At 40.4% G+C, this 13151-nt stretch carries 13 protein-coding genes; 10 read left to right on the top strand and 3 right to left on the bottom strand.

What is annotated here, in order from left to right:
- Positions 1 to 78: 78 nt before the first annotated feature.
- Positions 79 to 738, top strand: coding sequence for a pyridoxamine 5'-phosphate oxidase family protein (locus G5S32_RS20025; RefSeq protein WP_165313902.1), 660 nt, complete (start codon positions 79 to 81; stop codon positions 736 to 738).
- A gap of 80 nt (positions 739 to 818) precedes the next feature.
- Here the strand turns inward: G5S32_RS20025 and G5S32_RS20020 are convergent, their stop codons facing one another.
- The gene (locus G5S32_RS20020) at positions 819 to 2018 is read right to left on the bottom strand and encodes a type III PLP-dependent enzyme (RefSeq protein WP_165313901.1); all 1200 of its coding nucleotides are present in this window, start codon (positions 2016 to 2018) and stop codon (positions 819 to 821) included.
- A 490-nt stretch (positions 2019 to 2508) separates the two neighbouring features.
- Here G5S32_RS20020 and G5S32_RS20015 point away from each other — a divergent pair, with 490 nt between their 5' ends.
- The 4 genes from G5S32_RS20015 to G5S32_RS20000 all read left to right on the top strand — a co-directional run bounded on the left by G5S32_RS20015 (position 2509) and on the right by G5S32_RS20000 (position 5020).
- Positions 2509 to 2931: a DoxX family protein gene (locus G5S32_RS20015; RefSeq protein ID WP_165313900.1), complete on the top strand. Its 423-nt coding sequence runs from the start codon at positions 2509 to 2511 to the stop codon at positions 2929 to 2931.
- 161 nt (positions 2932 to 3092) lie between these two features.
- Positions 3093 to 3656 (top strand): sigma-70 family RNA polymerase sigma factor, encoded by a 564-nt coding sequence (locus tag G5S32_RS20010; RefSeq protein ID WP_165313899.1) that lies wholly within the window; start codon positions 3093 to 3095, stop codon positions 3654 to 3656.
- A gap of 125 nt (positions 3657 to 3781) precedes the next feature.
- A complete protein-coding gene (locus G5S32_RS20005; RefSeq protein WP_165313898.1) occupies positions 3782 to 4774 on the top strand; it encodes a permease in 993 nt (330 codons plus the stop codon).
- A gap of 12 nt (positions 4775 to 4786) precedes the next feature.
- A complete protein-coding gene (locus G5S32_RS20000) occupies positions 4787 to 5020 on the top strand; it encodes a thioredoxin family protein (protein ID WP_165313897.1) in 234 nt (77 codons plus the stop codon).
- Between the two features lie 58 nt (positions 5021 to 5078).
- On the opposite strand, the gene G5S32_RS19995 is transcribed toward G5S32_RS20000, so the two are convergent.
- Positions 5079 to 6539, bottom strand: a complete 1461-nt coding sequence (locus G5S32_RS19995; protein ID WP_246201135.1) for a sensor domain-containing diguanylate cyclase — start codon at positions 6537 to 6539, stop codon at positions 5079 to 5081.
- Positions 6540 to 6775: 236 nt separating this feature from the next.
- On the opposite strand from G5S32_RS19995, the gene G5S32_RS19990 reads away from it, so the two are divergent.
- Entirely contained in the window at positions 6776 to 7756 is a 981-nt protein-coding gene (locus G5S32_RS19990) for a Solitary outer membrane autotransporter beta-barrel domain (protein ID WP_246201134.1), read from the top strand.
- Here the strand turns inward: G5S32_RS19990 and G5S32_RS19985 are convergent.
- The gene (locus G5S32_RS19985) at positions 7753 to 8988 is read right to left on the bottom strand and encodes a GGDEF domain-containing protein (protein WP_165313895.1); all 1236 of its coding nucleotides are present in this window, start codon (positions 8986 to 8988) and stop codon (positions 7753 to 7755) included. The two genes, G5S32_RS19990 and G5S32_RS19985, sit on opposite strands and share 4 nt — an antisense overlap.
- A 227-nt stretch (positions 8989 to 9215) precedes the next feature.
- On the opposite strand from G5S32_RS19985, the gene G5S32_RS19980 reads away from it, so the two are divergent.
- The 4 genes from G5S32_RS19980 to pntB all read left to right on the top strand — a co-directional run bounded on the left by G5S32_RS19980 (position 9216) and on the right by pntB (position 13092).
- On the top strand, positions 9216 to 9593 hold the full coding sequence (locus tag G5S32_RS19980) for a late competence development ComFB family protein (protein ID WP_165313894.1): 378 nt from the start codon (positions 9216 to 9218) through the stop codon (positions 9591 to 9593).
- A gap of 9 nt (positions 9594 to 9602) precedes the next feature.
- On the top strand, positions 9603 to 9878 hold the full coding sequence (locus G5S32_RS19975; RefSeq protein ID WP_165313893.1) for an HlyU family transcriptional regulator: 276 nt from the start codon (positions 9603 to 9605) through the stop codon (positions 9876 to 9878).
- A 281-nt stretch (positions 9879 to 10159) separates the two neighbouring features.
- Positions 10160 to 11704 (top strand): Re/Si-specific NAD(P)(+) transhydrogenase subunit alpha, encoded by a 1545-nt coding sequence (locus G5S32_RS19970; RefSeq protein WP_165313892.1) that lies wholly within the window; start codon positions 10160 to 10162, stop codon positions 11702 to 11704.
- A gap of 11 nt (positions 11705 to 11715) precedes the next feature.
- On the top strand, positions 11716 to 13092 hold the full coding sequence (pntB, locus tag G5S32_RS19965) for a Re/Si-specific NAD(P)(+) transhydrogenase subunit beta (protein ID WP_165313891.1): 1377 nt from the start codon (positions 11716 to 11718) through the stop codon (positions 13090 to 13092).
- The last annotated feature ends 59 nt before the right edge of the window (positions 13093 to 13151 follow it).

Below are 13151 nucleotides of genomic sequence, written 5' to 3'. Positions count from 1 at the left end.
TCCAAAACTGGTTCTTATTAAGGTACCAGTGTGTTGTTACATTGCAACCATAAAGAACGATTTAGATAGGGATAGACAATGCTTTCAAATACACCAAGAACACAAATAAAAAAAGCAGTGCACAAGGCGCAATTTGAACTTAAGGTACTGTACCAGATCATTGATGAAAGCCTAATTGCTCATATAGCGATTAAGAACGAACAAGGACCGGTTGTAATCCCAATGTTGGCATGGAGGGTAGATGATCACGTCTATATCCATGGTGCAAACAATAGTCGATTGCTACGCTCGTTGAAAAATGGCGCTCAAACCTGTTTGACCTTTACCCTGTTTGACGGCTGGATATTGGCTCGTTCTGCTTTCCATCACAGTGCTCATTATCGCTCTGCAGTTGTGTTTGGTAGTTTCTCAATTGTTGAAGACAATCGGGATAAAGACCGTTTGTTGAATCACTTCGTTGAACATATCGCACCGGGAAGAACTCAAGATGTTCGTTTGAGCAATGAAAAAGAGCTAACTGCAACTATGCTACTGCGTATTCCGCTAACAGAGGCTTCTGTAAAAGTCAGTAATGGTATCGTTAACGATGATAAAGAGGATTTAGATCTGCCTGTTTGGGCAGGTTATATGCCGTATAGAACAGTCGTTGGGCCATTAAAACCTGTTGAAGAAATGAGTGGAGTTATTCCAACCCCAGATTACAGCTCAGCATATGGAGAACGCTGGAATAAAAACTAATTGAACGGTATGAAACAAAAAAGCTCCCTAATTAGGGAGCTTCAACTATCAGCAATTTATAAGCCAATATTAGCAATTTATTAGCCAATCATGCGTTGGCTATTTTCTTCAAACTCATTAATCACAATAGTTTGAGCGCGTTTGAAGAAGTTAAAATCTGTTGCGGTTGCACTTGTGTATGCGCCCATCACTCGACCGATAACCAAGTCGCCATTTTCCAGCTTAGGTAGCATAATGTTTTCTGCAATCACATCAATGCTGTCACATGTTGGTCCTGACAGTACACTTGGTACGAACTCGCCATCTTGTTTCAATGTCACAATAGGGTATTCAGAATGGTCGAAGATCAAACCACTGAAAGAGCCATATACACCGTCGTCTAAGTAGTACCAAATTTGGCCTTCACGCTCTGCTTGACCCATAACTGACGCAACGCTGGTTACAGCAGGAGCTACAATGAAGCGACCAGGTTCTGCAATCACTTGAACGGTTTCTGGTAACTCGTTTAACGCTTTGTTAATCGGCATACAGAATTGGTCAATTGGCATCACTTGTTTAGTATAAGTAACAGGGAAACCACCACCAATGTCCAGTGTACTCAACGCAGGTAAACCGCGTTCAAACACTTCATCCATCACTTCTTTACAGCTACGAATTGCATCCACATATTTTTGCGGGTTAGTTGTTTGAGAACCCACATGGAATGACAGACCTTTAATGTGAATGTTCCAATCTTTCGCTGTTTCGATAATCACTAAGGCTTGCTCAGAAGAACAACCAAATTTTTTCGACAAGTCAGCGAAAGCCTCAGAGTTACGGAAGCTCAAGCGAACGAGTAATTCAACTTCGTCTTTATAAGGTTTGAATTTTTCTAACTCATTTAAGTTATCTACCACAAACACATTGCAGCCATACGCTAATGCGTCACGAATGTCACGGTCACGTTTAATTGGGTGAGAGTGGATTGTACGTTCCGCTGGTACGCCTTGTTGTTGCACTAATTCAACTTCACCAGTAGTAGCTAAGTCAAAGCATGCGCCTTCTTCCAAAAGTGTTTTAACTACATTTGGATGAGGTAGCGGCTTAAGAGCAAAGTGAAGAGCTACATTCGGTAGTGCATTGCTTAGTGCACGGTACTGAGCGCGAATAATATCGCAATCAAGCATAAGTAGAGGAGCACCAAACTGTGCAACAGAAGTTTCGATTAGATCGATAGTTTCTGCAGATAGAGCTTGAGAAGAAAAAGATTGAAAATCCAATACAGAAGCTGAATTAGCCATAGCAATTCTCCAAAATAACAAGGCACTTTTCATGGTCTTGGATGATGAAAAGTGGAGCGTCAATAAAAGCGTGTTTACGCCGTCAAAGTCACTCTTGGATAGTTGCTCTATCGCCTTGCCACAAAACTACTGTGATGTACTCGGATTGGCTATCATCAAGAAGCAGGGCGATAATAAAGTCATACTTTTTCTCACGCAATAAAAAATATCCCGATGAAACCAAAATTTTTTTATCGAAAAGATAATTAAAAATTATGAATTATTATTCATTAACTGGACGCTATTCCTTATCGATCGCTATGTGCTTATTTCATTTAACATAAACGTGATGTGTGACCGTTTATACATACAATATGAGTTCAGGTGATGGATTGATTTACGTCAACGATATTATTCGGAAAAATTGATGAAGATGATTAATACTTTTAGGTGATATTGAACACTATAGAGCTCTATAGTAATGATTATTAGACCTAAAAGGATGGTTGTCATGAACGAAATTTTAAATCAAGTAGATAAGCTATTAGCAAAACCAGATCTAGGAAAATTGATTTTACGTGTCAGTTTCGCATTAATGTTTTTATTACACGGGATCCATAAGGTACACGGCGGGACTGAGTTCATCCAAGGTATGCTTGTTAAAAATGGGCTTCCTGCATTTATCGCCTATGGGGTTTATTTGGGTGAAGTGGTTGCTCCAATTCTGATTATCGCTGGTATATTCACTCGCTTATCGTCAATCGTTGTTATCGGCACATGTTTAATGGTTGTTTATCTAATGCACATGGATAACTTCTTCACTCTAAACAAAGTAGGGGCATGGGCTGTAGAAGGTGTTGCCGTTTATCTATTCGCAGCTATTGCTACAATGTTCCTAGGTTCAGGGAAATATGCACTGAAGCCAGACGCGTAACATAATCTAAATGTTGATTTAAGCCGGAGGAAAATATTCTTCCGGATTTTTTTATAATTATCAGAACAATCGTCAGATCCCAAATTAATCTAAAAATACGGCCTATCATTTGGTGTTGTTTGAAGCCTTTAGACATTATTGTTTGGGAGCGAACTTGATCTATGAATTCAACTCAACCCTCTCCAGTACCTTGCTTATTAGATACATGGGCAGCAACAGAAACGGATCTCTACCGTTGGTTAACTCAGCATTGCTCATGCCAAGACCTTGCATTCGATTTGTTGCAAGAAACCTTTCTTAGAGCGTTGCAGAGAGACAGTGTGTTTTGTGATATTGAAAACCAAAGAGCTTGGTTATTTACAGTTGCTAAAAACTTACTCATAGATGAATGGAGAAAATCTGGCAGATTAGAACAACTATCTAACACTAATGATAAACAACCAATCGAAAGAGCATTGGAACGAGAACCAATTGAAAGCTTGGCACAATGTCTACCTAAAGCCCTTGCATGTTTAACTGACGAAGATCGTTCCATCATCGAGTTCTGTGATCTTCAAGGGCATAGCCAACAAGAATATGCTCAAAAGCATTATCTTTCTCTTACCGCTGTAAAATCACGAATTCAGCGTGCTCGTCCTAAACTACGCGAGCAACTTAAAGTGAACTGCCATATTAAGTTCGACGAACATAACAAAGTCTGTTGCTTCACTCCAAAGCGGCGATAAATAGAGGCAAGTCTATGACTTGAATTTATTTTTGTAATTTATTGCGTCTTTTTAACTCTATGTACGTCTTAGATAGCAACTCACAAAGACCGTTGTTTATTTATCGCATGTAAGAGGAGTACAAGATGTTCTGGGTTTTCACATCATTAGCTGATTGGTTTACATACCAATTATTGAGCTTAGACGCTGAATCGAAAATGGCGCAAGCCATTCATTTCTTTGTTGAAGATACCAGCAAAATCCTCGTTTTATTGCTTGTAATGATCTACGTGATTGCACTCATTCGTGCATCGTTAAAAGTCGAAAAAGTAAGAGATTACCTGTCGGGCAAAAAACGTGTTGTTGGATACCTTATGGGAAGCATATTTGGTGCAATTACACCTTTTTGCTCATGTTCTAGCATCCCAGTGTTTCTTGGCTTTACCACCGCTGGGATTCCTTTGGGTATCACAATGGCTTTTCTGATCACTTCACCACTGGTCAATGAAATTGCAGTATTACTACTCCTCAGCTTGTTAGGTTGGAAATTTACGCTTCTCTACGTTTTATCCGGTATGGTTATCGGTGTAATCAGTGGTTGGTTTCTCGATATGATCAAAGCAGATCGCTGGCTGCAGCCTTTTGCAGCTAAAGCAATGCATAAATCCCCAAAACCTTCAAACACAGATAATCATTACTCATCAAATTCGATGTCATTTAGCGAGCGTAATACATTTGCAAAAAATGAAACTCGCGAAATATTTGTACGCGTTTGGAAATGGGTATTAATAGGTGTTGGAGTAGGGGCTGCTTTACATGGATATGTACCTGACGGATGGATTGAAAGCCATTTAGGTAGCAAGCAGTGGTGGTCCGTGCCTGCATCAGTACTAATAGGTATTCCTTTGTATTCCAATGCAACGGGCGTTATTCCAATCATGGAAAGCTTACTTAGAAATGGGCTTCCAGTAGGCACTACTTTAGCATTTTGCATGAGCACAGTGGCCGCAAGTATTCCCGAATTCGTTATGCTCAAGCAGGTTATGCAGTGGCGATTACTAGGGATGCTTTTTGCTCTATTACTTACTGCATTCACTATTATTGGTTGGATGTTCAACTTAATTACTTGGCAAGTTTGAAGGAGTTTAACTATGAAGGTTTTTAAAGTTCTCGGTTCCGGGTGTGCCAATTGTGTTAACACAGCGAAACTTATTGAGAATGAAGCTAGAGAGGCTGGAATTGATGTTCAGGTTGAGAAGGTGACGGATATGGAAGCCATCATGAACTACGGCGTAATGTCTACACCTGCAGTCGTCGTCGATGAGCAGGTCATTCATGCTGGAGGTGTGCCTACGTTAGAGAAGATAAAAACATGGTTTAATTAGTTAAATATTTACAATTAGCTCTCATTTGCTACAACGTAACAAATGAGAGCTAACCTATCTATTGCAATGGAGGATTTACCTGATTCTTACCTTTTTTCTTTGCTTGCAAAAGGAAATTATCTGCTCTTTCAAAGGCTGATACGAAAGTGTCATTCGCCTGAATTTCAACAATACCAAAGCTACATGTAATGTTTTTATCTAAAGAAGGGAACTTCATAGTTTCAATTCTAACTCGAATTCGTTCAGCCGCCTGAATCGCTTGCGACAAGTCGTCGCCAGGCAATAGCAACATAAATTCATCCCCTCCAAAACGACCAATGAGATCCGCAGGTCTTATTTCTTTACCAACATGCTGTGATACCACGGTAAGAACTTTGTCGCCAATAGTATGACCAAAAGTGTCATTAATTTGTTTGAATCCATCGATATCGAACAAAGCCAGAGAAAGCGGTTGATTCAATATACGACAGCGATTTATTTCATTCTTCACATTCTTAATAAAAAATTGTCTCGTTTGAGTACCCGTTAATACATCCCTTTCCGCGAGTACTCTTAGGTTTCGATTATCGATAAGTATGTGCGGAACCCATAAGCCAAAGTATGTGTTGGCGGCTAGCAATGAAATCGTAAATTGGTACACCATTGCGTGATTACCCAGCTGTAACCAAGACACCAAAATAGCCGTAGTCGTACTCAATAAAGCCAAGCTCAAGAATGCTCGAGCAGCGCTCTCTGTAAAAACTATCCACATTTGAGCGATGCCTAAGAAGAAGACACAGAACACAATGCTTGAAGATGGATATATAGCGACTAACACACTGATTAATACTAACAATACAATCGCGATTGCTTGTTTGTATATGTAGTTTTGAATTGGAGACTGTTCGTATACTGAGGTAAAGTTCTCAACTAACCACTGACTTTGCTCAGGATAGAATTTTGAAAGAATACCCACCATGATCGGAGCAATAACAACAACACCAACGAGATCACCAACCCACCATGGCCCCCAAATAGACATGACTTCATCTGACGCAATAATACCTGTGATAGCCAAACTGTTTGCCCCACCAATCGCAGCAACTAGTGAAGAGCTTGCTGCGATAATCAGGAACAGCAAAATTAGGTAGGGGATTCGGTAGATTTTTCCGGTGTGACTTATTTTTCTCAGAATGGCAGCACCACCCCAATAGGAAAAACAATGCACCGTAGCGAAGAGTAACCCAGTGAGAAGCAAAGTGGAGAAACTCTGCTGTCCTTGATAAATGCTATCTTCCCAAAAGGTAGTACAGACCGATGCGGCCAATACTACAGGTATAGATCGCCACCCCAATATGAGAAATATGGCATAAGTTACGCCCGAAGGCGGAAACCAGATACTGGCGTGAGGCGCATACTCCATCAAAGCTGCTGCGCGCCACAATACCACCCATGCGAGGGTAATCAGGACCAACTTTGAAATAGCACCAAACCATTTACTAACAAACATCGAATGTTCTTCTTGGCATGATCCTTCCATCCCTAGACTTCCTTTATAATTGCTTTAGTTCCTTTAGGGAAAGCACTCTATAGTTATAAATTTTATTAATATTATGAATTTTGTTATGGAACACATTCCTAGATTAGCTTTAGGTTTGAGATATTGCCAATTTTCCTGAATAGAGTGACTACAAATCGGTTTAATACTGCTAAATTATTACTATGGTTGCATATTTTCATTTTCCCAACCAGACATTAGCAAAGGACTTGTACTCTGTGTTAACTAAAAATCTCATACAGTTTTCCGTTTACCTACTGTTTTTCCCTATTACTGCTTATGCAAAAGGGTACGATTTCATTGAAACATTCCTTGAGCAGAGCTTTGCCTATACCGTCGTACTAAGCGATAGTGACGTATTTACTGTGGGAATTAAAGATTTCAACCCAAACGAATTGTTCAATACTGACAATCCAGATCTAGGTACCGAAGATTCATTAGCAAATAGAAAAAAATACGCCATATCCACGCTTCCTATGTCCTTTCAATTGAATAACGAAGAAGATAGAAATAAACACCAGCTGTTTTTTAGACTTTCAGGATTAGGGACCGAAGAGAAAGTTAGATGGGGAGATGAGACTGTCGAAGACGATTTTCAACAAGTGATAGCTGACTTCTATACAGCCTATCGTTATGAATATAAATTTGATGATCACTGGAGGATAACGCCAGGATTTGGCGTACATTTGATGCGTTATGAGAATACTATGGATTACAATAGCGCCACTGGTAAATCTTATGCCCCCATTTTTGATGGCTTACTCTTTAACACTACTGCGTGGTCAAATATATATGAACCCCATTTAAAGCTAACGTATAGCAAAAATGAAAATTGGGGCAAATGGCAATATTCCGCTGCTGGACATTACTTTTATGGCTATGGTTGGGGTGAGGCCAACGAAGGCGAAATTGGTAATAGTGAAGGGTGGTACATCGTCAATAGCGCCACTATCGTCTATAACATTGAACAAATTGGTCGTTCGATTCAGTCAGTTTACAGCACTGTCAGAAGAGTCGACGTGGGTAGTGATGTCTCAGAACCGTTAGGTACCAGTTTTTACTATGAAGCAACAGTGGGATGGTTAATGACGCCACCATTTGAAATTAGCTTTGTTGACAACATTGGCTTGGGACTAACATTTAATTATGGGAGTGCGTTTAAAGGAGGCAGCCTCGTCTTGTTTTTCAACCAAGACTAAGACGCAACTTCAATTCTATTCCGGCCGCCTTTTTTCGCTTTATAGAGGGCTTCATCAGCAAGTTTGATTGCTTCTTTGGCGTTTCTCTCCAATGAGCTATCACACACACCGATACTAATCGTAATATTGACGGAACGACTGCGCTTATCTGAACGCTTAGATGCACCAAATTTATCATCTTTAGGACGGCTATTTGCATCTCGAATCACTAGATCGTACTGCTCAATATCTTTACGGACAGCTTCAAGATAGTCATAAGCCTGAGCTGCCGTTTTTCCTTTAAATAAAATAGTAAATTCTTCACCGCCGTAGCGATATATCCTAGCTTTACCTTTAATTAAGCGAATACGACTTGCAACAAGCTTTAGCACATCGTCGCCAGTGTCATGACCGTAAGAGTCATTAAAGGACTTGAAATGATCAATATCGACCATAGCAATGGCGAATTTACGGCCGGGGCTTCTCATATCGATATCAAGGGCATGTCGCCCAGGTAACTGAGTCAACTGATCATTAAATGCCATCTCGTAACTGGCAGAAATCAAGTAGAGCATCATCAGTGCACCTGATAACGAAAACATCGTACTGGAGACATATTGAAGTTGAAAAAATATAAATGTCATCGCAGATGTTAAAACTGCAGTATAGATAAATACATCCATAATACGGTTTTTCGTCAATACAAAAATACCGGTGACTCCAATCATGGCTAACAAATAGAGAACTAATATAAACGGAAGTTTTGATATCTCTGGCACAGAGAACAAAAAGGTGTCTTTCAAACTACCAAAGCCACCAGAGACATAATAGTCGACAGTAATATATGCCCATATACCAAAGAGCGCCAAAAATATCAGATAGACAAAAAAGGCACGGCTTAACAAGTCACCGTTCTTAAAGGCGTAACTCAGCAAACAGGCAACAGGCAACAAAAAACTGAGGATTGAAAGTTCAAGCAAAGTAGAACCGGTGTATAGAGGTGACTGCAAACGAGATTGAATAATCCAATAACTTATCAACATAACACATGCGACCATGGCCATTCTGCTTTGCTTGAAAATATATGCAATCGCAATAGAACTAAGAAACAACGCGTACGGTAAACCACCCGCAAGACCACTATTGGCTCGGGTAAGAACAATTACGTTGTTCATTCCATACCACATAGCCGCAAGGAGCATCAAAGGGAATGCAAAACGAAACCAAGGCGACGTAACTAAACTCGACGACATGCTTATAATCTAGCCAGCAAAATAAATACTAATTGTGATTATGATTCTTGAGCTAAGAATAACTTTATTTAATGAATTTCCAAGCTTTTTGCTAAACTTTAGTTATAAAAGCGCGCGCTTGAGCAAAATTCGTTCAAGTTAGCTCGATCTTAGTTTGATTAAAGATCATTGATGCAATAACTTTATTTGAACGTATCACACCGACACATCGGTTTAGGAGAATTCGAATGCAACTGAATGTTGAAGTGCACAACTATATGGAAACACTCGTTGGACAAGTGATAGCACAAGATAAATACGCTACGACATATAGTCACGACCAGTTAGCGGATCTCGCGTGCCTTGCTTTAAGTCAACTTCGGCCAATCTATATCCGATTTGATATTGATTTTCTGTCAGCTTTGCCTGAAGAGCGTCTGGTCATTTTAAAACAACATGCTGTAACAGCTGTCGAAGCAGCGGAAAGTATGATAGTTGATGACAGACGAAAAAATCGCGATGCCGATATACCTATTATTATGACTCAAACCCAATTTGACGAAGATGCTGAGTTAGAATGGTACGAAAAACCAATTCTTGGGACTAAGCAACACAACTTATCATAAGGAGCTATTGTGGGATTTTTTTCTCGTTTGTTTGGTAGTAAATCAGAAACAAAAGCAGCAACGGTTGAACCTGTAGAATACAAAGATTTTTTAATTTACCAAGAAGTCATTGCTGAAGGCGGGCAATATCGCGTAGCAGGAAGAATAACCAAGGAAGAAGATGGAGAGCTGAAGACGCACCGTTTCATTCGTTCTGATGTACTTTCAAATAAAGCTGACGCTGAAGAACTCATGCTCAAGAAAGCACAAATGTTCATAGATCAAATGTCTGGTCGGATCTTTTAATAACCAATCAAGTCGTTGACAGAAATCATAAATTTTAGAGCTATAAGTGGATAACCTTATAGCTCTTTATTTATTTTGGCACTACGTAAATTCAATACTTGCCTATACTGGTTTGAGCTCTTACATGAAATAAACACTTTGTATTTTCTGTAAAATTGATAAACAGTCGCTAGTTAACGTTATAACCAATAAACCTAAAATATTATTACAAATATCTTGAGTTTAAATCAGGCGTTAGATAAAAAACGAATATCCACAGTGCCAATAGTCAAGGAATCGCTATGCAGATTGGTGTACCAAAAGAAATACTCGCGGGAGAAACGCGGGTCGCTGCTTCACCGTCATCGGTTCAGCAGTTAATTAAACTAGGTTTTGAGGTTGCTATCGAATCTCATGCAGGAGATCTTGCCAGTTTCGATAACGCATCTTACGAACAGGCTGGAGCAATTATCGTTTCAAAAGACGATGTATGGAACTCCGATTTAATTCTGAAAGTAAATGCACCACTTTCTGATGGTGAGACTGATGAAATTGCCCAGATCAAAGAGGGCGCGACATTAGTCAGTTTTATTTGGCCTGCCCAGAATCCAGAGTTGATGGAAAAATTATCGACGAAAAACATTAACGTTTTAGCGATGGATTCTGTACCTCGAATTTCTCGTGCTCAGTCTTTAGATGCTCTATCATCAATGGCGAATATCGCAGGTTATCGCGCGGTTGTAGAAGCGGCTCATGAGTTTGGCCGTTTTTTCACTGGCCAAATAACCGCTGCGGGTAAAGTTCCTCCAGCTAAAGTATTTGTCGCTGGAGCCGGTGTTGCAGGTCTTGCTGCTATCGGAGCAGCTGGCAGTCTAGGTGCCATTGTTCGCGCATTTGACGTTCGTCCAGAAGTAAAAGAGCAAGTTCAGTCTATGGGAGCTGAATTCTTGGAAGTTGATTACCAAGAAAACTCAGGTTCAGGTGACGGCTATGCAAAAGAAATGTCTGACGAGTTCAATAAGAAAGCTGCTGAACTTTATGCCGAACAAGCAAAAGATGTCGACATTATTATTACCACAGCTCTTATTCCGGGACGCCCTGCGCCAAAATTAGTCACCAAAGAAATGGTAGACTCAATGAAAGCGGGTAGTGTGATTGTCGATCTAGCGGCAGCTAACGGCGGTAACTGTGAATATACCGTTAAAGATCAGGTCGTAACGACACCAAACGGGGTAAAAATCATTGGTTATACCGACATGGTCGGACGCCTACCAACACAATCCTCACAACTTTACGCAACAAACTTAGTAAACTTGTTAAAACTATTGTGTAAAGAAAAAGATGGCAACATCAATATCGATTTTGATGATGTGGTATTGCGCGGTGTCACTGTAGTGAAAGAAGGTGAGATCACTTGGCCTGCACCACCAATTCAAGTTTCAGCTCAACCTCAAGCGAAACCAAAAGTAGAACCTAAAGCTAAAAAAGTCGAAGAGCCTACTTCACCAGCTAAGAAGATCATCGGTTTGGCTGTAGGTGTTGGTGCATTTGCATGGGTAGCAAGTGTAGCTCCTGCTGCATTCTTAGGACACTTCACTGTATTTGTTCTTGCATGCGTTGTCGGCTATTACGTTGTCTGGAACGTAACTCATTCATTGCATACACCACTGATGTCAGTAACCAATGCTATTTCTGGCATTATCGTTGTAGGCGCGTTGCTACAGATAGGTCAAGGTAATGGCGTTGTAAGCTTCTTGGCATTTATCGCCATTCTTATCGCAAGCATAAACATATTTGGTGGCTTTACTGTTACTAAACGTATGCTTGAAATGTTCCGCAAAGACTAAGGGAGTAAGCAATGTCTGCAGGATTAGTACAAGCAGCTTATATTGTTGCTGCTTTATTCTTCATTATGAGTTTGGCTGGATTGTCGAAACAGCAATCGGCACGTGCAGGTAACTACTACGGTATTACGGGTATGGCTATCGCATTGATTGCGACAATTTTTAGCCCTAATGCTGAAGGTTTCATTTGGATTATCATTGCGATGGTAATTGGCGGTGGTATCGGTATGCATTTCGCTAAGAAAGTAGAAATGACTGAAATGCCAGAGCTCGTTGCGATTCTTCATAGCTTTGTAGGTATGGCCGCCGTGCTTGTTGGCTATAACAGCTACTTAGCTGCGCCTGAAGTTGCGACGCATGCCGAGCATGTTATTCACCTAGTTGAAGTGTTTGTTGGTGTATTCATCGGTGCTGTAACCTTTACAGGTTCAATCGTTGCCTTTGGTAAGTTACGCGGGATAATTAAATCATCGCCATTAAATTTACCTCATAAGCACAAAATGAATTTGGCTGCGATTGTCGTTTCAACATTACTAATGTTCCATTTCATTAACGCTGATGGCAGCATGTTTGCAATGATTGTGATGACGCTAATTGCCTTTGCTTTTGGCTACCACTTAGTGGCATCTATCGGTGGTGCTGATATGCCAGTTGTTGTTTCTATGTTGAACTCATATTCAGGTTGGGCAGCTGCCGCAGCAGGTTTTATGCTAGCAAATGATCTGTTAATTGTGACAGGTGCATTGGTGGGTTCGTCAGGTGCAATTCTTTCGTACATCATGTGTAAAGCCATGAACCGCTCTTTCATCAGTGTTATTGCGGGTGGCTTTGGACAAGAAGTGATTATTAGCGAGGATGAAGAACAGGGCGAACATCGCGAAACGAATGCAGAAGATGTCGCTGATATGCTTAAAAACTCTAAATCTGTCATTATCACTCCAGGGTACGGTATGGCTGTTGCGCAAGCTCAGTATCCTGTGTATGAAATTACAGAGAAGCTTAGAGCGCTAGGCGTCAATGTTCGTTTTGGTATCCATCCCGTTGCGGGACGTCTTCCAGGGCACATGAACGTATTGCTAGCAGAAGCGAAAGTACCTTACGATATTGTTCTTGAGATGGATGAAATCAATGATGACTTTTCTGATACAGATACTGTGTTAGTCATTGGTGCTAACGACACGGTTAACCCTGCGGCTCTAGAAGATCCAAACAGTCCAATTGCAGGTATGCCTGTACTTGAAGTGTGGAACGCACAAAACGTAATCGTATTTAAACGTTCTATGAATACAGGTTATGCAGGCGTACAAAACCCATTGTTCTTTAAAGAAAACACACAAATGTTGTTTGGCGATGCTAAGCAGAGCTGTAATGATATTTTAAGCCATATCTAAGCCATATTCGTAAAGCATTCAAGAGCAACTTTATGTTGCTCTTTTTTTTGATCTGTTGC

This window comes from Vibrio ziniensis, assembly GCF_011064285.1.
GTDB classification, from domain to species: domain Bacteria; phylum Pseudomonadota; class Gammaproteobacteria; order Enterobacterales; family Vibrionaceae; genus Vibrio; species Vibrio ziniensis.
Note: the sequence above shows the minus strand (reverse complement) of the source record. Positions and strands in the feature narration are given on the sequence as shown.